Origin of the sequence: Corynebacterium sp. HMSC059E07, from assembly GCF_001814395.1 — a bacterium.
GTDB classification, from domain to species: Bacteria; Actinomycetota; Actinomycetes; order Mycobacteriales; family Mycobacteriaceae; genus Corynebacterium; species Corynebacterium hesseae.
Window position 1 is genome coordinate 1 of the sequence record NZ_KV816287.1, and the last position, 18,522, is coordinate 18,522.

Sequence of the window (18,522 nt, forward strand, 5' to 3'; positions counted from 1 at the left end):
CACCACACCGCTACCATTTCAGTCTTCTGAACACTGCCCCCGCAGGTATACTAACCGCCATTAGCTCAATGAGGAGGACACCCACCATGGCCAACCAGAGACGCCGCGACCAAATCGCCGCCGCCGCACTCGACCTCTTTGACCAGCGCGGCTACCACGCCACCGGCATGGAGGACATCGCCAAAGCCGTCGGCATGCGCGCCTCCAGCCTGTACAACCACTTCTCCTCCAAACAGGAGCTCCTCGCCGAAGTCACCATCACCGCCATGGAGGACCTCCTTCGCGCCAACGCCGCTTGCCTCGCCGGGCTGAAAGACCCCCGCGACAAGCTCGTCGCCACCATGAAAGCCCACGTCATTTACCACGCCACCCACGCCCGGCGCGTCCGCGTGGTCAACAACGAGCTCACCAACCTCGAAGAGCCCCACAAATCCGTCGTCCTGCAACTGCGCCGCGATTATGTCGCCCGCTGGATGGCCGTGGTCAACGAGGGCGACTTCCACGCCGAAAACCTCAAAATCGCCTGCTGGGCGCTCATTGATATGGGCATCGGCGTCGCCCAATGGTTCAGCCCCGACGGTGACTACACCGCCGAGGCTTTGGGTGATATGTACGGCCAGTTCGCCCTGCGCCAACTTACCTAAGAACTCACCTAGGGCGCGCAGCCAATCTGCTGCTCTTCCTCACGTCCATCCGGGTACTGCACGCGCACGCGGGAGTAGACCTCGGCGTGGTAGCCGCACGCCACGCGCTTGTCGACGACCACCTTCACCCGATCCTCATTGAACGTGCCCTCCGCGCAATTGGGGTCACAGTCATTCTCGACGGCCACGCCGTCTGCCTCCGCGGAATCGTCTCCCCAGCGCTGCCAGTCCAACTCGTTGACCAGGTAGTTATTATCCGCGCACGCTAGTGAGATGCGGTCCGGGCCCTCCAGACCCGTCACGGACACGCAGTCCAAGATGGCGGTGGCATCGATCGTGGTTTCCACGTCCGGGCCTACCAGGCCGACTACGCGCACCAGCTGGCCGGTGGCGGGCAGGACGGAGAAGGAGACGCGGTCGGAATCGCGAATCACGGTCACCAGCTGGTCCTCGCCTTCGCCCTCGACGGTGCCGACCTCGTTGCCGTCGGCTTCCGCCAGCATGTCATAGGCAATCTTTTGCTGCTCGCTGCTCAAGCCCGGCTGGAGCAGCAGCTCCAGCGCGCCCAGCGCGCGGTTCGGGAAGGAATCCGCCAGCTTCTCCAGCCCGGCGCGGTCGGACGCGATGACGAGGTCCTCCGGGTTAATGGAAGGCTGCGGGTCAAAACCCGGCACTTCGCCCTGCGAGGAGACCTCCACGGCTCCCCCGGCATCCACCGCGTACTCGGTGATTGCCGTGGCATCGCCGAGCGTATCGACGCGCTTCATGTATTCCTTCGCGGTCACGCCCTTATCCACGGCATCGGGCTGGGTTGCGGCTGCCTCGCCGGCCTGGGTCAGAATCTCCGCGGCCGAGGCCACGGGTTCCGAATTATTGAGCAGCGGGAAGGCACCACCGATGAGCGCAAGCACCGCGACGGAAGCCGCCGCTATTGTCCACGTGGGCCGGCCCTTCGTTATCTTTGCGAGGGTCTCTTCGGAGCGGGCGAGGGAGGCGTCGTCAAGCGCTGTGTCAGGAACGGGGTTGGCGGCGCGGAGCATATCGAGAGAGCTAGGCATCGGTTTCTCCTGTGAGTTCGGAAAGGTGGGTACGCGCGCGGTGCAGGCGAACGCGCACGTTATTGCGGGAAATGCCGAGGACCTCGGCGATATCGGGGTGGTCGAGTCCCTCCCAGGCGTGGAGCGTGAGAATCTCGCGCTCCGCGTGCGGAAGCTGCATCAGCGCGCGAGTGATGTCGAGGTTGGCATCGACGGCGTCATAGCCGGCATAGGATTCCAGCTCATGATCATCGAGGTTCTCCGTCTCCCGGCGGGTGCGGTAGAACTCGCGCATCACGTTGCGGGCGATGCCATAAAGCCACGGCAGCGGCGTGCCGCGCAAGGAGTCGAACCCGGACCAGGCCCGCTCGAAGACGTCGGCAGCCAGCTCTTCGGCGTGGCTCGGTGGGACGCGGCGGCGCAGATACGCCAGCACCGCCGGGTAATGCTCGCGAAACAGGCGGGAAAACTCCCGCTTACGCGAACCAGGCAAGGTAAGGACAGACACTAATAAAACTCCAGAATGCTAATGGGCTCACTGAGTATGTTGCACTAGACGCCCGAGCGTTACAGCACAGCAATGAAATGGTTTACTAAAGGGGATGGAACCACTCGAGCTCTCCGCCCTGACGGGCACGCAATCGCGCACCTACGGCACGCGCAAGATCACCAAAGACATGATCTCAGCACCCGTGCATGTGGCTATTGCGCTGTGGGATGAGCGCTGGGATTCCGCCGAAAACGGAACTGTCGACGGCTGGGTCATCGCCGTCAACACCAAGAAGACGCGCTTCGTGCGCAAGGGCCAGATTAAAAAGGGCGACATCGTTGAGGTGGCCGTCCGCGAATTCGAAAAGGCCACCAAGGGGCTCCGAGGACGCAGGTGGATCGTCACCGGGCGCCGGCAGGCGGGGTTGCGGGTCGCGCTGGAAAAGCGTGGCTATGCCGTGACGGGGAGTTTTGCGGAGGAGAATAGGGCGTCGAAAAGCGCCAGCTCCGTGCGGCGCAAGCAGGCCGGAATCACCGCGCGCCGCGCCAAGAAGGAAGGCGAGGCCCCGCGCAAGAAGCAAGTAGTAAAGGTGGACACACCGAAGGCGCACTGGTGGCCGAACTTCTCGACGGCCTCCTCCTGGCCCGAGGGTGCCACCGTGCGCATCGCCACGGACGCTTCCTCGGACACGGTGTTCAAGGGCTCCATGTGCTTCGTGGCCAGCAACGGCGACTACCGGTTGCGCACGCGCGAGACGACGGCCAGCACCGATGAGCTCGAGCTCGAATCCCTCACCTTGGCGCTGAAATACCTGCTCAAGGTCGGTGCAACCAAGGCGATCATCGAGTCGGACTCAGTAGCTGCTCTGGAAGCGGTGGAGCAGATTCGGAAGAAGGGCTCGAAGGCGATGCGCTCGCGCGGGGTGTGGCGCGGGCTTTCCTCGGGCTCGCGCTCGCGCTTCCAGCAGGCGTGGCATGACGTGGAAGGAGTCTGCGAGGTGACCATCCGCCGCGTGTTGGGGCATGCGGGCGACCCGCTGAACCGGGCTGCGGATCAGATTGCGTACATGGGCCTGCGGGCGATTGCGCATCCAATGAAGCAATCGCAGGCAACGCTCAAGGAAGGAATCACGAAGGCGTTGGCCAAGCTCTAATTCGGGCTTTGGTTCACTGGTGACATAGGCTAAGCCACATGAGCAATCCCTTTGACTCCAACCCTTTTGAGGAGCCGGACAAGCCTCTCCCCGGCCGTGGGTCGAATCCTTTCGCGGAACCCGCGCGCGAGTCAGACGCGAAGCCTTCGGCGAACCCTTTCGTTGACTCGTATGAGGATCCGAGTGTGGAGCCCTTTGCTGAACCTATCGCAGAGCCCTTTGCCGAGCCGGAGCGCGCCTACACCCCAGCTCCCCTGCCTGACCATGCCCCTGCGCAACAGCCAATGGAAGGCACGATCCACAGCTTCTCCTTTTTCAAGGGGCTTTTGAGTCTGTTCTCGCTCCTCGTAGGCTTCACCGGAATTACTGACGGCGATGTGGCAATGGGCATCGGCTTCGCCTTGCCCGGCGCCTGGTATTTCATCAAGTCACTACAGCAGAAGGCCAACCCAACCACGCCGCAAAAGCGCCATTGGTTTGTCATTTGGCTCATCGCCATCGTGCTCATGTTCTTCGGTGCCTAGTCCATAGGCCACTGAGCGACGACCCGCCGCCACACAATGCGCAGCAGCGAATGCGGAGTCGCCACCACCTCGCGCAGGTAATTCCATGGGCGGTCTTTCCGCGGGGTGCCAACACCATGCATGCGAACCCGAATCCCCAGGTGCCAGGCCCACAGGCGGGTGCGCAGCACGTGGAAGTCATTGGTTACGACGCGGAAATAGTCATAGTCCGGGCACAGCGCGTGGGCGCGCTCAAGGTTTTCGTTAGTGCTGGTAGCCAGCGGCTCCAAGCGGATCCGCTCCGGGTCCACGCCCCGCTCGATGAGGTAGCGCGCCATCGGCTCCGCCTCCCTGTAACCGGACACGATGATCGGCTCCTCCGGCAGCACGCGCGCCAGCACCACCGCGCGGTCCAAGCGGCTGCGCAGCAACGAGCCGGGCTCGCCACCCTCCACGCGCGCGCCCAACACCAGAAGCGGAAACTGCATGCCCGCTAGCTTAGCGTGCATACTAGTCAGCATGAGCATGTGCGTAGTCGGTTCCATCAACGCTGACCTCGTGGTCCACACCGCGCGGCACCCGCAACCGGGCGAAACCCTCTTAGGTAGCGGCGGCACCATCACCGCGGGCGGTAAAGGAGCGAACCAGGCGGTCGCTGCCGCCCGTCTGGGTGCTCAGGTCAGCTTCGTCGGCGCGGTGGGCAGCGATGCCTACGCCGCGCCCGCGATGCACTACTTGCAGGCCAGCGGCGTGGACCTCACGCACGTCGAAGACAGCGAGGAGGTGACGGGCTTGGCGGTCATCACCGTGGATAAGCAGGGAGAAAACACCATCATCGTGGTGCCGGGGGCCAATGCGCTTGTCGACGCTCCCTTCGTCACCACCCACTCCTCCCCCATCACCGAATCGGAACTCATTCTGCTCCAAGGCGAGGTTCCGGCGGAAGGTTTTGCCAAGGCCATAGAGCTGGCGACGGGGCGCGTCGTGGTCAACCTCGCACCGGTCATCGAGGTTGAAAAGGAAGCGCTCCTGCGTGCCGATCCGCTGCTGGCCAACGAGCACGAGGCCGGGCTCATCCTGGAGCAGCTGGGCCTTAGCGGCGAGGGCGCGCCGGAGGAGCTGGCGCGGCGCCTGACGGAGGCCGGCTTTGCCTCGGTGGTCCTCACGCTGGGCGCGCGGGGAGCGCTCGTGGCCGAAGGGGCTGAGCTTGTCAACGTCCCCTCCCCGCAGGTCACCGCCGTCGACACGACGGGCGCGGGCGATGCCTTCGCCGGCGCGCTGTGCGCCCGGTTGCTCCACGGCGACGAACTCGTGGAGGCCGCCACCTATGCCGCTCGAGTTGGGGCTTACGCCGTCACCGGAGAAGGTGCGCAGGCCTCCTACCCCGATCTCAAAAGCAAGCTTCCCAGCTAATTACTCACCGAAGAGCTGGGAGCGCAGGTTCTCGTCCTTCTTCTCCACCTCGGCGGCCATGTTCTCTTGGTAGGCCACCATCTTGTCCACCAGTGCCGGGTCACCCGCGGAGAGGATGCGCACGGCAAGCAAGCCGGCATTCTTCGCTCCGCCGATGGAGACGGTGGCTACCGGCACGCCGCCCGGCATCTGCACGATGGAGAGCAGTGAATCGAGACCATCGAGGTCCTTCAGCGCACGCGGAATGCCGATGACCGGCAGCGGCGTGGCCGCGGCCACCATGCCCGGCAGGTGAGCCGCACCACCGGCGCAGGCAATGATGGCCTTGAGGCCGCGCTCGTGCGCGGACTTGGCATAAGCCAGCATCTTTTCCGGGGTGCGGTGCGCGCTGACAACGCCTACCTCGAAGGGCACACCGAACTCGGCGAGCACCTCTGCGGCGGGCTTGACGGTGGGCCAATCGGAATCAGAGCCCATAATCAGGCCGACGAGTGGTTCCATAAAACTCTCCTTATTAAATAGGTTTCAAGCTCGCTGCGGGATTAAGCCCACTGCGCGTGGACGAGGAAGTGGGCGGCATCGTGGGCGATGCGGCGGGTTTCCGCCACATCCTCACCGACAACGTTGACGTGGCCAATCTTGCGGCCCGGCTTGTGGTCCTTTCCATAGAGGTGGATCTTCGCCTCTGGGTAACGCTCCATCACTTCGCGAACGCGCTGCGGCATGGGCATCTGCGGATCTTCTTCGGCGCCCAGCACATTAGCCATCACCGTGACCGGAGCCAGGGCTGCGGTAGAGCCCAGCGGCAGGTCCAGCACGGCGCGCAGGTGCTGCTCGAACTGCGAGGTCACGCAGCCATCCTGAGTCCAGTGGCCGGTGTTGTGCGGGCGCATGGCCAGCTCGTTGACGGCGATATCTTCCTCAACAACCGCGCCCGGCGCGCCGGAGGCGGAAGCAATGATGGATCCGGCGTCTTGCTGCGTGGCGAAGGCAAAGAGCTCCACCGCCAGCACGCCGGTAACGCCAAGTTCGGTGGCCACCTTGATGCCCACCTGCATGGCGCGCTCGGTCAACTCCGGCGAAAGGTTCGGGGCGGGGGCAAAAGCCTCGGCGCAGATGCCGTCCCGTTGCACGGACTCGGTGACCGGCCAGACCTTCACCTCGCCGGAGGGACGGCGGGCGACGAGCACGGACAGCTCGCGGGTGAGGTTGACCTTTTCTTCGGCCATGAGCGGGGTATCGGCCGCAAGCAGCTTAGCGACGAGCGGCTCCAGCTCCTCCGCGGACGGGAACCACACGCCATGGCCGTCGTAGCCGCCGCGGCGGGCTTTGAGGCACACGGAACCGTCGACAAGCGCGGCGAAGTCCCGCGCATCCTCCACCGATTCGATGGCGGCAAAGCGCGGCACTGGGGCGCCCAGCTCGGCCATTTTCTGGCGCATGAGCAGCTTGTCCTGCGCGTAGAGGAGGGCGGAAGGCTGGGGCTGGACGTTGCGGCCGTCGGCGATGAGCGCCTGCACGTGCTCGGTGGGAACGTGCTCGTGCTCGAAGGTGATTGCATCCGCGCCTTCTGCGGCGGCGGTGAGCACGTCGAGATCGTGATAGTCACCGAGAACGACGTCCGAAATCACCTGGGCGGCGGACTTATCCGGCGCGGAGGCTAGCACGCGCAGGTGGATGTCGAGCTCGGCGGCGGCCGGCTGCATCATGCGCGCAAGCTGGCCGTCTCCATATACAGTAACGAGGGGTTTGTGTTGTTCACTCACTCTTCCAATACTAGCCTTGGGGCCATGATCGTCCGGCATACCATCTTTCAGAACTCCCTCATGACCGCCCTGTTGGATGGCATTTACGACGGCGAAATGACCATCGGTGAGCTCTTGGGCAAGGGCAACTTCGGTATCGGAACCTTCGATGCGCTGGACGGCGAGATGATTATCCTCGACGGGGTGTGCTATCAGCTGCGCGGCGATGGCACCGCGACGGTGGCTGACTTGGACCAGGGCACGCCGTTTGCGGTGGCGACGAACTTCGTCCCCCGTATTAAGGTGGCCGCACCCAAGGGTCTGAGGCGCGAGGAGCTTTCGGCATTCATCGATGAGGTGGAGCCTTCCGCCAACTTCATGTACGCGGTGCGCATCTCTGGGCGGTTCAGCAACGTGGTGACCCGCACGGTGGTCAAGCAGAGCAAGCCCTACCCGCCGATGGCGCAGGCGGTGGGCGGTGACAAGGAGCTGCGCTTTGACGACGTCGAGGGCGTCATCGGCGGTTTCCGCACGCCGGTCTTTGAGAAGGGAATCTCCGTTCCCGGATGCCACGTGCACTTCATCGACGCTGCGCGTACCTCCGGAGGGCACGTGCTGGACTACACGGTGGATGAGGCCACGATTGAGCTCTGCCCCGGAACGGACCTCGATCTGCGTTTGCCGCTGACCCACGAGTTCCGCTCCGCCAACTTGGCGCCGGAGGACCTGGACCAGCAGCTGCATACGACGGAGATTAAGGGCTAGCCCCAGACCGGTTGCTCGTTGAGGATGTCTTCGACGCGCTTTGCTTTGGGGATGGAGGGAAAATACATCGGCTTGTCATAGCCGTGAAGTGCCAGCGAGATCCCACCGCGGCGGCGGCGCGCACCGCGAATATCGGTGAGCGGGATCGAATCAACGCGTTTGCCTTCGCGAGCGATGACGCGCAGGTTGGTCACGATGAAGCGCTTGCGGCGGGCTTTGATGAGGGGCAGGACAAAGCGCCAGACGGCAAGCAAGGCCCATATAGCTACCAGGCCATTGCGAAGCGCTAGGTCAATGCCGTTGTAGTCACACCAGCCGATGGCGATCCAGCACACCCCAGTAATCACGACGAGCTCTAGAAAAGGAAAGAGCAGCGTGCGAAACGGGGCGGTCATGTCCGCGCGAACAACTTCGCCGCGGCCCATCTGCATGAGGTTCATGGGGCTCATGGTACCTCCCGTCCACGTACACTCCATTCCTTCCCTGCCCACGGCTGGCTCTGGGTTATTGTGGCAAGGGACACCGCAAATGGCATCTCACAGAAGGCATTAGTCAAAAGGCGCCTTTGGGGCCAAAGACACCTTTTGCGGGTCTGTAGATGGCGTTTTCAGGGGCAAAGACGCCTTTTGACTAATGCCATTTGATAAATGCCTTTTGACAGACGCCATGTGGAAAGCACCGTAACTGAGTGCCCTGGATGAGTGCCCTAGTTGTGCCCTGGTTGAGTACCTCGCCACTTGGCTCCGCTAGGAGGAGCCGTGGAAAAGACGCGCGCCGACTTATTTATCAGCCGGGCGCAGGTGGATGACATCACCGGCGGAGTAGTACTCGCCGCCGACGTTGATACGGCCGTCGTCAGCCACGCCCTCGACGGTGCCGATGACGTCGCCCGTCGGGGCTTCGAGGCGAACCTCTTGGCCAATGGAAGAACACACCTTGCGGTAATCAACCATGAGCTGTGGGTCCTGCTGCTCCCACTGGGTGATGCGCCGGCGCAGGTTCTTCAGAACGGTGATGGCCAGCTCAGTGCGGTCGGTATCAAGGCCTTCGAGCGCAAGCGAAGTCGCGGCCTCGATGGGCAGTTCCTCGCGGGTCAGGGTGACATTGATGCCCATGCCCACGACCACGCGTGCTGAAGGAGGGTTAGCTGCTTGAGTCTTGGGCGCGACCTCAGCCTTGTTGATTTCCGCTTTGTTGATCTCGGCCTTATTAACTTCAGCCTTGTTGATTTCGGCCTTGTTGATTTCGGCCTTGTTCACCTCCGCCTTCGAGACTTCAGTCTTCGGAGCGGACTTGAAGGCCTCCCCCACAGGACCGGCTTCCGCGAGGATGCCGCACAGCTTCTTGCCATCGATGTGCACATCATTCGGCCACTTGAGCACCGCACCATCGACCGAGTCGGTCACGGCCAAACCGGCAGCCAGGGGCAGGGTGCCAAGGTGCTCTAGCGACTCCGGGAGGATCAGTGCGGAAAGGATAAGCTGCGCCCCCGCCGGGCTCACCCACTGGCGGCCCAAGCGGCCTTTGCCGGCCACCTGTTCGTCGGCAAGCAGTACGGTGCCATCAGCCACCTTCTCCGCCTGCATGAGATCGGTATTGGTGGAGCCAGTGGACTCGGTGTAATCGATGACAGCGAAGTCGTCACTCAACGCCTCGCGGATGCGGTCCATATCAAGTGCAGTCATGCACCCTAGGTTACCCGCCGGGCAGTGGCCTTCTAGAAGTAACTAAAAGTAATCCGGATTGGCCAAGATTGTGCGGGCGGTGGCCTCGTCGAGACAGGTGGTCAAGACCGCTTGCGGCAAAGCATGGGCTACCTGTTCAGGAGTAACGGAGATCTGCCGAGACTCCGCTAGGAAGGACACGGTATCCTCAACCAGCTTGTCGTAGTCCGCGAGCTCTTTCGCACCGAGGCTATCTGGTTTCCCTTCAGTCACCAGCACGTAGCGGATCTCCGGGGCGACCCACTTACACACCCACTCGCCGTATTCTTGCGCTTCCGAATCCGAGAGGTCCAACCCCATCCGTTTCATGCTGGCGCGCATGGTGGCGCGATCAACCTTGCCGTTGTCCACCAGTTGTGAGCGGACCTTAGATGAGTCCACGGTGTCGGCGAAAATAGCGCGGAACACGGTATCGCGCTGGGCCGCGGAAGGCGAAGTGGACTGCGTCGAAGACGCGTCAGCGGTCCCACTGGAAACAGTTGTTAGCGGTGTGAAAGTCTCTGCAGATTCCGTACTAGAGCAACCAACCAAGAGCACTGCGAGGAACGGGGCGAACTTCTTCATAGCGAATTCCAGCCTAATCCACGTGCCGCTGGGTGCTAGTGTGTGTCCATGGCAAAGGTCACTTTTGAGAACGTCGGCATCACCTATCCCCGCGCCGAGAACCCCACGGTCAAAGACCTCAATCTCGAGATTGCGGATGGCGAATTCCTGGTCCTCGTCGGACCGTCCGGCTGCGGTAAGTCCACCACCCTGCGCGCCCTCGCGGGACTCGAGCCGGTCTCCAGCGGCCGCATCCTCATCGACGGCAAAGACGTCACGGGGCTGGAGCCCGGCGAGCGCGATATCGCCATGGTCTTCCAGAATTATGCGCTTTACCCGCACCTCACCGTGGCCCAGAACATGGGATTTTCCCTCAAGCTGGCCAAGATGCCCAAGGCAGACATCAAAGCCAAGGTCGAGGAAGCCGCCAAGACCCTCGGGCTCACGGAGTACCTGCAGCGCAAGCCCAAGGACCTGTCCGGTGGTCAGCGCCAGCGCGTGGCCATGGGCCGCGCCATCGTGCGCGAGCCGAAGGCCTTCCTCATGGATGAACCCCTGTCCAACCTCGATGCCAAGCTGCGCGTACAAACCCGCGCGGAGCTGGCCAGCCTCCAGCAACGCCTCGGCACCACCACCGTCTACGTCACCCACGACCAGGTCGAGGCCATGACCATGGGAGACCGCGTCGCCGTGCTCAAAGACGGCGAACTGCAGCAGGTCGCCCCACCGCGCGAGCTTTACGACGCCCCCGCTAACGAGTTCGTCGCCGGCTTCATCGGCTCACCCGCGATGAATATCTTTGACTACAACGGCGGCCGCGTCGGCGTTCGCCCAGAAAAACTATTCATTAATAAGGGGCCGATGGGCTTCCAAGGAACGGTGGAGTTCGTGGAGGAGCTGGGCTCGGAATCCTTCGTCTACGTCATGGTGGGCGAGCAGCGCTTCGTTGCCCGCGCGAGCGATAACGTTCCGCAGCGCGGCGACACCGTCGTCCTCACCTTCAACCCCCGCGAGGCCCACCACTTCGATCCGGAAACCGGCCAGCGCATTGAGGCTTAGGCAGTAGCACTAACAGGGGTAGCTTCACCCCCGTTTGAAGTGAATTAAAAGCCAAAACCACGTGCCTTGTGGGGATGATCCCCTATTTTGAAGTCATCAGAAGTTTTCCGAAAGGTGAATACTCCATGAAGAAACCGTTTCTCCCTAGCTCGCTGCGTTCTGTCCGCCGCGGCGTAGTCGTCACCACCGCTGCCCTCGCGTTGACCTTGGCAGGTTGCTCGTCGGGCGACGAGGGGTCGTCGTCAAGCGCTGGCTCCGATGCCTCCTCCACCGATGGTGGCGGCCGCGGGCCCATCACCTTTGCCATGGGCAAGAACGACACCGACAAGATCACCCCCATCATCGAGGCATGGAACGCCGAGCACCCGGACGAGAAGGTCGAGCTCAAGGAGCTCGCCGGCGAGGCCGACGCTCAGCGCGAAACCCTCGTGCAGTCCCTGCAGGCGGGCAACTCCGACTACGACGTCATGGCGCTCGACGTGGTCTGGACCGCGGACTTCGCCGCTAACCAGTGGCTAGCACCGCTGACCGGTGACCTGGAGGTTGACACCTCTGGCCTGCTGGAGCCCACCGTGGAATCCGCGACCTACAACGACACCCTCTACGCGCTGCCGCAGAACACCAACGGCCAGCTACTCTTCCGCAACACCGAGTTGGCGGACAAGGCTCCGGAGAAGTTCGAGGACATCGCGTCTGCCTGCGAGGCCATCAAGGACGATGCGTCCTGCCTGACCACCCAGCTCAAGCAGTACGAGGGCCTCACCGTCAACACCGCCGGCTTCATCGAGGGCTGGGGCGGCTCCATCTTGGATGACGAGGGCAACGTGACCGTTGACTCGGACAAGTCCAAGGAAGGCCTGCAGGCGCTTGTCGACGCCTACGAAGACGGCACCATCTCCAAGGACTCCACCGCCACGACGGAGGAGGAGACCAACTTGGCCTTCACCGAGGGCAAGACCGCATTCGCCATCAACTGGCCGTACATGTACACCAACGCTGAGGAAAAGGGCGTCAAGTTCGAGGTCCAGCCGCTGGTGGGCAAGGACGGCGTCGGTGTCTCCACGCTCGGCGGCTACAACAACGGCATCAACATCAACTCCGAGCACAAGGCTACGGCCCTGGACTTCATGAAGTTCATCATCAACGAGGAGAACCAGAAGTCCTTCGCCGAGGCTTCCTTCCCGCCGGTACTGGCTTCCATCTACGACGATGAGTCCCTGGTGGAGGAGTTCCCGTACCTTCCGGCCCTGAAGAAATCCCTGGAGAACGCCGCGCCGCGTCCGGTCTCCCCGTTCTACACCGCCATCTCCAAGGCCGTGCAGGATAACGCTTACGCGGCATTGACCGCGGGCAAGTCCGTCGACGACGCAACGAAGGACATGAAGGCAGCCATCGAGGCAGCCGCGCAGGGTTAATGCTCCCAGCGTGAATGGGGCGCGAGTAAGTCCACGAGACTTGCCCGCGCCTCTTTCTTTGATCTGGGTCTCGTGCACAGAGGATGTCTCAGCCACCCGCTATGATTTTCCCCAACCCCCGATAACCCCCTCCCCCATAAATCAGAAAGGCAGGCACCGCATGGCTGGAGCACCGGCTACCGCGCAGCCCCGCAGACAGTATCTGCGCGTCGCTGCGCTCATCGCACCGGCGCTGATAGCGCTGGCCGTGGTCATCGGCTATCCCATCGTGCGCGCTGTGATGTTGTCCTTCCAGGGCAACAAGCGGCTTAACCCGACTACGGGTGTATTCGAGGAAGGCTCATTCGCAGGCCTCGAAAACTACCTGTACTGGCTCACCAATAAATGCATGTCTGCCACCGGCCAGGCCACCACATGCCCGGACGGCGTCATCGCCACTGATTTCTGGCCGGCGCTCAAAATCACGCTCTTCTTCACCGTGGTCACGGTGGCACTGGAGACGATCTTGGGCATGTTCATGGCGCTGGTGATGAACGGCGAGTACCGCGGGCGCGGCCTCGTGCGCGCGGCTGTGCTGGTGCCTTGGGCCATTCCCACCGCGGTGACTGCGAAGCTGTGGCAGTTCATGTTCGCGCCGGACGGCATCATCAACGCGCTCATCGGCTCGAACATCGCGTGGACCACGGACCCGTTCTATGCCCGCCTCGCGGTCATCATCGCCGATGTGTGGAAGACCGCCCCGTTCATGGCGCTGCTCATCCTGGCCGGCCTGCAGATGATCCCGCGCGATGTCTATGACGCGGCCCGCGTGGACGGTGCCTCGCGCATCCAAACCTTCTTCACCATTACCCTGCCGCTGGTGCGCCCGGCGCTCATGGTGGCCATCCTCTTCCGCACGCTGGACGCGCTGCGCATGTACGACCTGCCGGTCATCATGATCTCCGCTTCCTCCAACTCCCCGACGGCCACCATTTCCCAGTTGGTGGTCGAGGACATGCGCCAAGGCCACTTCAACTCTGCCTCCGCGCTGTCCACACTCATCTTCCTGCTCATCTTTACCGTCGCGTTCATCCTCGTTCGCTTCCTCGGCGCTGATGTCTCCGGTACTGCTCGCCAGAAGAAGGAGAAGAAGTCATGAAAAAGATCGGACACTACCTTGGCATCCTCTTCATCATGTTCTGGGGGCTCGCGCCCTTCTACTGGATGGTCGTCACCGCCCTGCGGCACAAGTCCCATACTTTCGACGCCACTCCGTGGCCCACGCACGTGACCCTGGATAACTTCCGGGACGCCCTAGCCACGGACAAGGGCAATGACTTCCTCAATGCGCTGGGGAACTCTTTGATCATTTCCTTGGTCACGACCGCGGTGGCGGTCCTTATCGGTGTGTTTACCGCCTACGCCTTGGCACGCTATGACTTCCCGGGCAAAGGTATTGTCACCGGCATCATTCTTGCTGCCTCGATGTTCCCGGCCATCGCGTTGGTGACCCCGCTGTTCCAGCTCTTTGGAAACCTCGAATGGATCGGCTCCTACCGCGCGATGATCATCCCGAACATCTCCTTCGCGCTACCGCTGACGGTCTATACGCTGCTGAGCTTCTTCCGCCAGCTTCCCTGGGAGTTGGAGGAGGCCGCCCGCGTGGACGGTGCTTCCCGCGGCCAGGCCTTCCGCCTCGTGCTCCTGCCCCTGGCCGCGCCGGCGCTGTTTACCACCGCCATCATCGCCTTCATCACAACGTGGAACGAATTCATGTTGGCCAAGCAGCTATCCACCACCGCTACTGAGCCGGTGACCGTGGCCATCGCACGCTTCTCGGGCCCCTCGGCCTTCGAGTACCCCTACGCCGCCACCATGGCCGCGGGCGCACTGGTGACGATTCCGCTGATCATCATGGTGCTCATCTTCCAGCACCGCATCGTTGCCGGCCTCACCGCCGGCGGTGTTAAGGCCTAATGCGCCGCGCTCTGCTGTGGGACACCGCGCTGGGATTCGTTGGTTTCTTTGCTTTCCTGGCGCTGGTGCAGGCAGTCCTCAATCTTTTTCACCCCTCCCCCGCAATCTGGCCGGGGCTCCTCGCGGGCGCGCTGTGCCTGGCGGAGTTTCTGCTGTGGCGGGCTAAACGGAAGGATCTCCGATGACCTGGCACGATAACGCCATTTTCTACCAGGCCCTCGTGGGCTCGTACAAGGACACCCGCGGCGAAGGCGTCGGCACGCTGCGCGGCGTTATTGAGAAGTTGGATTACCTCAAGTGGCTCGGCGTGGACTGCCTCTGGCTCTCCCCGTTTTATGCCTCCCCGCTGCGCGATGATGGCTATGACATCGCCGATTATTACTCCATCCACCCGGATTACGGCACGATGGAGGACTTCGAGGAGCTCGTAACCGAGCTCCACGCGCGCGGCATGAGGCTGATGACGGACCTGGCTTTCAACCACACCTCCACTGATCACCCATGGTTCCAGGCCTCGCGCACCGATCCGGAAGGGCCGTACGGTGACTACTACGTGTGGGGCGATGATCCCCTGCGCTACCCAGAGATCCGCATCATCTTCACCGATACGGAAACCTCGAATTGGGCGTGGGATCCGGAGCGCAAGCAGTACTACTTCCACCGCTTCTACTCGCACCAGCCGGACCTGAACTATGACAACCCGAAGGTCCACGAGGAAGTGTTCAAGATCCTCTCCTTCTGGCTGGACAAGGGCGTGGACGGCTTCCGCCTCGATGCCATTGCATACCTCTACGAGCGCGATGGTCTGGGTGGCGAGTCCCTGCCGGAAACAGTCGAGTTTGTGGAAAGAATCCGCGCTTTCATCGACGAGAACTATCCCGAGACCATCATGATCGCGGAGGCCAACCAGCCGCCGCAAGACACCATGGAGTTCTACGGCACGGGCAATCGCTTCCACATGGTGTTCAACTTCCCCGTCATGCCGCGGCTCTACCAGGCCCTTGCACTGGGTGATGCCACACCGGTCTACGAAATCATGGCGGAGCTTCCGGAGCTGCCCCAGGGCTGCCAGTGGGGCACCTTCCTGCGCAATCACGACGAGCTGACGCTCGAGATGGTTGGCGAGGATCAGCGCGCCATCATGTACGAGCACTTTCTGCCGGATGATCAGATGCGCGCTCACGTGGGTATCGCGCGGCGGCTCGCCCCGCTGTTGGGCAACGACTACCGCAAGATTGAGCTCTTCTATTCCCTCCTCATGACGCTGCCGGGCGCGCCCTTCCTGTATTACGGCGATGAGATTGGCATGAACGATGCCCCCGAGCTGCCCGACCGCGATGCTGTCCGCACCCCTATGCAGTGGGAGCCGGGCGAGGACGCAGGTTTCAGTACATCCGCTCAGACGCGCCGCCCCATCGTTGGCGGGATTGGTATTTCGGTGGAGGAGCAGCTTGCCGACGACTCCTCGATCCTCCACCGCGTTCGCAGCCTCATCCAGCAACGCAAGGCGCACCCAGAACTCGGCACCGCGCCTTTCGAGGCGGTGGAGACCGGCCACGCGGGCGTTCTGGGATTCCAGCGCGGTGAATTATTGTGCTTGCACAACTTCACCGAAAAAGCCGTGGACTTGGGACCAGTCGAACTGGGTCCCTTCGGTTATGCCTGGCTTCCGGTGGAGGCTTAACGGTCTTTTAGCGAAAACGGTAAACAGAACATGAACAGTCGATGTATTGTGCTGTAACTTTTGAGGTTTTTTAGCGTTTTATGACCAATTAAAGATACATAATGCCTGTTTGCCGAGGTCACCGGCCTTTAGTGCACAATTGGCACCATTACCTTTCGGGACTATCGTCAACCGCGGTTAGCTCGCAGTCGTCGCGCCACCCCTTTGGCCCCGACACGCTGACCCCTCTTTGTAGATTATTGCCCTAGTCCTGAAAGGGATCACGCTCGTGTCAGCGACTCTTATCATCTTGGCCATCGTGGTCATCACGGCACTGGCCTTCGACTTCACTAACGGTTTCCACGACACAGCCAACGCTATGGCAACGTCGATTGCTACCGGCGCCCTGAAGCCGTTCACCGCGGTCGCCATTTCCGCCCTCCTCAACCTCATCGGCGCATTCCTCTCCGTCAATGTCGCCGCCACCGTGGCCAAGGGAATCGTCAACCTTGACCAATACGATGTCTCCGTCCCCGCCGACGGCGACGCCCTGCTCATGGTCGTCTTCACCGGCCTCATCGGCGGCATCACCTGGAACCTATTTACCTGGCTCCTTGGCATGCCGTCTTCATCCTCCCACGCCCTCTTTGGTGGCCTCATCGGCGCTGCCTTCGCAGCCCTGGGCACCGGCGGCGTGGCATGGTCCTCCATCGCCGGCAAGATCATCATCCCGGCTATTGCCTCCCCACTCATCGCCGCTCTGGTTTCCGCCTGCGGTACCGCCCTGGTGTACTGGGTGACCAACACCATCCCGAGCAAGGTCAAGAACGAACACTTCCGCCACGGCCAGATCGTGACCGCCTGCCTCGTATCCCTGGCCCACGGCACCGGTGACGCGCAGAAGACGATGGGCGTTATCTTCCTTGCCCTCGTTGCCGCTGGCGAGGCCAACTCCGATTCCCGCATCCCAACCTGGGTCATCGTGGCCTGTGCCGTCGCGATTGCCGCTGGCACCATGTCGGGCGGCTGGCGCGTCATCCGCACCCTGGGCAAGGGGCTGGTTGAGATTGAGTCCCCGCAGGGCATGGCCGCTGAGGCCACCTCCGCCGCCATCATCCTGACCTCCGCCACCGGCGGTATGGCACTGTCCACCACCCACGTGTCCACCGGTTCCATCCTGGGTACCGGCCTGGGCCGCAAGGGTGCGAAGGTTCGCTGGGGCGTCGCCATGCGCATGGTGGCCGCGTGGCTCATCACTCTTCCGTGCGCCGCCTTCGTCGGCTTCGTTACGTGGTGGATTGCCAACGGCGTTGGTGCAGCCACCAACACCATGGTGGGTGCCATCGTTGACCTGATCATCCTGCTGGGAATGGTCGCCCTCATCCTCCTGCGCGCTCGCCGCAACCCGGTTGACGCTAATAACGTCAACGACGACTGGGACGAGGACTCCGAGTCCGTCGACTCTTCGATGTCTCACCGCGAAAAGGTCGCCGCCGGCGTTTCGACCGGCAACGCCCCTGGCGCCGCAAACGCCGTCAATGATGTGGTCAAGTCCCACACCGCCAACAAGGACAACTAAGGATTCCAATCATGACCGCAATGGAAATCGTCACCGCCCTCATTCGCGTGGCCGCACTAGCTCTCGCCTTCGGCGCCGGCATCCCACTCCTCTTCGCTTTGGGCATGCGCTGCATGACGGGCGACCCCATCCGCAACGCCGAAGGCGTCGTCGTTGATGACACCGCAGCCTCACCCCAAATGAAGATGCTTGGCTGGACGGTATACGCTGTTCTCGGCTTCATAATCCTTATCGCTATCACATGGATTGCAAAGGACTCCATCGCCCACTACTTCGGCTGGGAGCCTTTTGCCGGAATCGCTGGCGGGCACTAAGCCCCCTAACCCCTCCCACCGACAGCACCGACAGCCCCGTCGCCCTACACGGCGGGGCTGCCTTTTTGTCTTTATTAATTCTCCCCCCGCCGAAAAAGTGCATAAGTGGTCCTGGCCACACACGGGCCAAGGTAAACAAAAAGTTAACTTAACTTGAAATCTATGTAGCGTTTTGGGCGTTTACACGATATAGTTGGTGAATCCCAACGGTACGGTACCCCGTACCTTTACTACGAGAGGCAAAAAGGGGCGAGCACGAATGAATACTATTTCCGGCTTTATTTCCGCCATTGCTAACACATTCAAGACCGCCACCGGCACCGGTCTTGACACCATTACCGCTGCGCCCATTGCAGCGCAGGTGGCAGAAGATCTACTCAAGCACGATCTCATTCCGGCAACCCATACCGACATCGAGGAAAGCTTCGCTGCCCTCACGGGCGACTTCCCCCGGGAAGGCGACCTTGCCGAGGTGGAACTTTTCCTCGACAGCTTCGGATGGCTTGCATAAAATCCTTC

22 protein-coding genes are annotated in these 18,522 nt (G+C 62.2%); 14 read left to right on the forward strand and 8 right to left on the reverse strand.

Translation table 11 applies throughout. The features are described 5' to 3' along the window. Window positions 1-86 precede the first annotated feature (86 nt). The gene (locus HMPREF2967_RS03805) at window positions 87-644 is read left to right on the forward strand and encodes a TetR/AcrR family transcriptional regulator (protein WP_070521308.1); all 558 of its coding nucleotides are present in this window, start codon (window positions 87-89) and stop codon (window positions 642-644) included. Between the two features lie 8 nt (window positions 645-652). On the opposite strand, the gene HMPREF2967_RS03810 is transcribed toward HMPREF2967_RS03805, so the two are convergent. Together HMPREF2967_RS03810 and HMPREF2967_RS03815 are read right to left on the reverse strand one after the other, a co-directional pair. Next, window positions 653-1,702 (reverse strand): hypothetical protein, encoded by a 1,050-nt coding sequence (locus HMPREF2967_RS03810; RefSeq protein WP_070521311.1) that lies wholly within the window; start codon window positions 1,700-1,702, stop codon window positions 653-655. Next, window positions 1,695-2,189, reverse strand: coding sequence for an RNA polymerase sigma factor (locus HMPREF2967_RS03815; RefSeq protein WP_070521314.1), 495 nt, complete (start codon window positions 2,187-2,189; stop codon window positions 1,695-1,697). The genes HMPREF2967_RS03810 and HMPREF2967_RS03815 overlap by 8 nt, the downstream gene beginning before the upstream one ends. A gap of 94 nt (window positions 2,190-2,283) precedes the next feature. On the opposite strand from HMPREF2967_RS03815, the gene HMPREF2967_RS03820 reads away from it, so the two are divergent. Beyond that, a complete protein-coding gene (locus tag HMPREF2967_RS03820) occupies window positions 2,284-3,324 on the forward strand; it encodes a ribonuclease HI (protein WP_070685079.1) in 1,041 nt (346 codons plus the stop codon). 38 nt (window positions 3,325-3,362) lie between these two features. Beyond that, window positions 3,363-3,848 carry a hypothetical protein gene (locus tag HMPREF2967_RS03825; protein ID WP_070685081.1) on the forward strand — a complete coding sequence of 162 codons (486 nt, stop codon included), beginning with the start codon at window positions 3,363-3,365 and terminating at the stop codon, window positions 3,846-3,848. Here HMPREF2967_RS03825 and HMPREF2967_RS03830 read toward each other — a convergent pair. Continuing rightward, window positions 3,845-4,315, reverse strand: a complete 471-nt coding sequence (locus HMPREF2967_RS03830) for a YdcF family protein (protein ID WP_070685206.1) — start codon at window positions 4,313-4,315, stop codon at window positions 3,845-3,847. The genes HMPREF2967_RS03825 and HMPREF2967_RS03830 overlap by 4 nt on opposite strands. A 31-nt stretch (window positions 4,316-4,346) precedes the next feature. On the opposite strand from HMPREF2967_RS03830, the gene HMPREF2967_RS03835 reads away from it, so the two are divergent. After that, complete coding sequence (locus tag HMPREF2967_RS03835; protein ID WP_070685082.1) at window positions 4,347-5,240, forward strand: ribokinase; 894 nt, start codon at window positions 4,347-4,349, stop codon at window positions 5,238-5,240. Here HMPREF2967_RS03835 and purE read toward each other — a convergent pair whose 3' ends face one another. Together purE and HMPREF2967_RS03845 are read right to left on the reverse strand one after the other, a co-directional pair. After that, a complete protein-coding gene (gene purE / locus HMPREF2967_RS03840) occupies window positions 5,241-5,741 on the reverse strand; it encodes a 5-(carboxyamino)imidazole ribonucleotide mutase (RefSeq protein WP_070563952.1) in 501 nt (166 codons plus the stop codon). It lies immediately after the preceding gene. 41 nt (window positions 5,742-5,782) lie between these two features. Continuing rightward, a complete protein-coding gene (locus HMPREF2967_RS03845) occupies window positions 5,783-7,045 on the reverse strand; it encodes a 5-(carboxyamino)imidazole ribonucleotide synthase (RefSeq protein WP_070685084.1) in 1,263 nt (420 codons plus the stop codon). Here HMPREF2967_RS03845 and budA point away from each other — a divergent pair. Then, the gene (budA, locus tag HMPREF2967_RS03850; RefSeq protein ID WP_070563946.1) at window positions 7,031-7,750 is read left to right on the forward strand and encodes an acetolactate decarboxylase; all 720 of its coding nucleotides are present in this window, start codon (window positions 7,031-7,033) and stop codon (window positions 7,748-7,750) included. The two genes, HMPREF2967_RS03845 and budA, sit on opposite strands and share 15 nt — an antisense overlap. On the opposite strand, the gene HMPREF2967_RS03855 is transcribed toward budA, so the two are convergent. The 3 genes from HMPREF2967_RS03855 to HMPREF2967_RS03865 form a co-directional block, all read right to left on the reverse strand. After that, complete coding sequence (locus tag HMPREF2967_RS03855; protein WP_070521601.1) at window positions 7,747-8,190, reverse strand: hypothetical protein; 444 nt, start codon at window positions 8,188-8,190, stop codon at window positions 7,747-7,749. The two genes, budA and HMPREF2967_RS03855, sit on opposite strands and share 4 nt — an antisense overlap. A 339-nt stretch (window positions 8,191-8,529) precedes the next feature. Continuing rightward, window positions 8,530-9,435 (reverse strand): biotin--[acetyl-CoA-carboxylase] ligase, encoded by a 906-nt coding sequence (locus HMPREF2967_RS03860; protein WP_070685086.1) that lies wholly within the window; start codon window positions 9,433-9,435, stop codon window positions 8,530-8,532. A 42-nt stretch (window positions 9,436-9,477) separates the two neighbouring features. Continuing rightward, window positions 9,478-10,038 carry a hypothetical protein gene (locus HMPREF2967_RS03865; RefSeq protein WP_070685087.1) on the reverse strand — a complete coding sequence of 187 codons (561 nt, stop codon included), beginning with the start codon at window positions 10,036-10,038 and terminating at the stop codon, window positions 9,478-9,480. A gap of 48 nt (window positions 10,039-10,086) precedes the next feature. On the opposite strand from HMPREF2967_RS03865, the gene HMPREF2967_RS03870 reads away from it, so the two are divergent. The 9 genes from HMPREF2967_RS03870 (at window position 10,087) to HMPREF2967_RS03910 (ending at window position 18,514) form a co-directional block, all read left to right on the forward strand. Beyond that, window positions 10,087-11,076, forward strand: coding sequence for an ABC transporter ATP-binding protein (locus HMPREF2967_RS03870; protein WP_070685089.1), 990 nt, complete (start codon window positions 10,087-10,089; stop codon window positions 11,074-11,076). 125 nt (window positions 11,077-11,201) lie between these two features. Then, window positions 11,202-12,491 carry an ABC transporter substrate-binding protein gene (locus HMPREF2967_RS03875; RefSeq protein ID WP_070685091.1) on the forward strand — a complete coding sequence of 430 codons (1,290 nt, stop codon included), beginning with the start codon at window positions 11,202-11,204 and terminating at the stop codon, window positions 12,489-12,491. Between the two features lie 160 nt (window positions 12,492-12,651). Beyond that, window positions 12,652-13,629, forward strand: coding sequence for a carbohydrate ABC transporter permease (locus HMPREF2967_RS03880; protein ID WP_070531051.1), 978 nt, complete (start codon window positions 12,652-12,654; stop codon window positions 13,627-13,629). Then, on the forward strand, window positions 13,626-14,447 hold the full coding sequence (locus HMPREF2967_RS03885; protein ID WP_070685093.1) for a carbohydrate ABC transporter permease: 822 nt from the start codon (window positions 13,626-13,628) through the stop codon (window positions 14,445-14,447). The genes HMPREF2967_RS03880 and HMPREF2967_RS03885 overlap by 4 nt, the downstream gene beginning before the upstream one ends. Then, entirely contained in the window at window positions 14,447-14,632 is a 186-nt protein-coding gene (locus HMPREF2967_RS03890) for a hypothetical protein (protein ID WP_070564885.1), read from the forward strand. Before HMPREF2967_RS03885 ends, HMPREF2967_RS03890 begins: the two co-directional genes overlap by 1 nt. Further along, on the forward strand, window positions 14,629-16,131 hold the full coding sequence (treS, locus tag HMPREF2967_RS03895) for a maltose alpha-D-glucosyltransferase (RefSeq protein ID WP_070685096.1): 1,503 nt from the start codon (window positions 14,629-14,631) through the stop codon (window positions 16,129-16,131). The genes HMPREF2967_RS03890 and treS overlap by 4 nt, the downstream gene beginning before the upstream one ends. A 268-nt stretch (window positions 16,132-16,399) precedes the next feature. Continuing rightward, complete coding sequence (locus HMPREF2967_RS03900) at window positions 16,400-17,689, forward strand: inorganic phosphate transporter (protein ID WP_083312580.1); 1,290 nt, start codon at window positions 16,400-16,402, stop codon at window positions 17,687-17,689. 11 nt (window positions 17,690-17,700) lie between these two features. Continuing rightward, entirely contained in the window at window positions 17,701-18,003 is a 303-nt protein-coding gene (locus HMPREF2967_RS03905) for a hypothetical protein (protein ID WP_070685099.1), read from the forward strand. 259 nt (window positions 18,004-18,262) lie between these two features. Continuing rightward, complete coding sequence (locus tag HMPREF2967_RS03910; RefSeq protein ID WP_070685101.1) at window positions 18,263-18,514, forward strand: hypothetical protein; 252 nt, start codon at window positions 18,263-18,265, stop codon at window positions 18,512-18,514. Window positions 18,515-18,522: the final 8 nt, after the last annotated feature.

Excerpts from the sequence above, each read along its gene's own strand:
- HMPREF2967_RS03805 (WP_070521308.1), top strand. The coding sequence starts at position 87 with ATGGCCAACCAGAGACGCCGCGACCAAATCGCCGCCGCCGCACTCGAC.
- HMPREF2967_RS03810 (WP_070521311.1), bottom strand. The coding sequence starts at position 1,702 with ATGCCTAGCTCTCTCGATATGCTCCGCGCCGCCAACCCCGTTCCTGAC.
- HMPREF2967_RS03820 (WP_070685079.1), top strand. The coding sequence starts at position 2,284 with ATGGAACCACTCGAGCTCTCCGCCCTGACGGGCACGCAATCGCGCACC.
- HMPREF2967_RS03825 (WP_070685081.1), top strand. The coding sequence starts at position 3,363 with ATGAGCAATCCCTTTGACTCCAACCCTTTTGAGGAGCCGGACAAGCCT.
- HMPREF2967_RS03830 (WP_070685206.1), bottom strand. The coding sequence starts at position 4,315 with ATGCAGTTTCCGCTTCTGGTGTTGGGCGCGCGCGTGGAGGGTGGCGAG.
- HMPREF2967_RS03835 (WP_070685082.1), top strand. The coding sequence starts at position 4,347 with ATGAGCATGTGCGTAGTCGGTTCCATCAACGCTGACCTCGTGGTCCAC.
- purE (WP_070563952.1), bottom strand. The coding sequence starts at position 5,741 with ATGGAACCACTCGTCGGCCTGATTATGGGCTCTGATTCCGATTGGCCC.
- budA (WP_070563946.1), top strand. The coding sequence starts at position 7,031 with ATGATCGTCCGGCATACCATCTTTCAGAACTCCCTCATGACCGCCCTG.
- HMPREF2967_RS03845 (WP_070685084.1), bottom strand. The coding sequence starts at position 7,045 with ATGCCGGACGATCATGGCCCCAAGGCTAGTATTGGAAGAGTGAGTGAA.
- HMPREF2967_RS03855 (WP_070521601.1), bottom strand. The coding sequence starts at position 8,190 with ATGAACCTCATGCAGATGGGCCGCGGCGAAGTTGTTCGCGCGGACATG.
- HMPREF2967_RS03860 (WP_070685086.1), bottom strand. The coding sequence starts at position 9,435 with ATGACTGCACTTGATATGGACCGCATCCGCGAGGCGTTGAGTGACGAC.
- HMPREF2967_RS03865 (WP_070685087.1), bottom strand. The coding sequence starts at position 10,038 with ATGAAGAAGTTCGCCCCGTTCCTCGCAGTGCTCTTGGTTGGTTGCTCT.
- HMPREF2967_RS03870 (WP_070685089.1), top strand. The coding sequence starts at position 10,087 with ATGGCAAAGGTCACTTTTGAGAACGTCGGCATCACCTATCCCCGCGCC.
- HMPREF2967_RS03875 (WP_070685091.1), top strand. The coding sequence starts at position 11,202 with ATGAAGAAACCGTTTCTCCCTAGCTCGCTGCGTTCTGTCCGCCGCGGC.
- HMPREF2967_RS03880 (WP_070531051.1), top strand. The coding sequence starts at position 12,652 with ATGGCTGGAGCACCGGCTACCGCGCAGCCCCGCAGACAGTATCTGCGC.
- HMPREF2967_RS03885 (WP_070685093.1), top strand. The coding sequence starts at position 13,626 with ATGAAAAAGATCGGACACTACCTTGGCATCCTCTTCATCATGTTCTGG.
- HMPREF2967_RS03890 (WP_070564885.1), top strand. The coding sequence starts at position 14,447 with ATGCGCCGCGCTCTGCTGTGGGACACCGCGCTGGGATTCGTTGGTTTC.
- treS (WP_070685096.1), top strand. The coding sequence starts at position 14,629 with ATGACCTGGCACGATAACGCCATTTTCTACCAGGCCCTCGTGGGCTCG.
- HMPREF2967_RS03905 (WP_070685099.1), top strand. The coding sequence starts at position 17,701 with ATGACCGCAATGGAAATCGTCACCGCCCTCATTCGCGTGGCCGCACTA.
- HMPREF2967_RS03910 (WP_070685101.1), top strand. The coding sequence starts at position 18,263 with ATGAATACTATTTCCGGCTTTATTTCCGCCATTGCTAACACATTCAAG.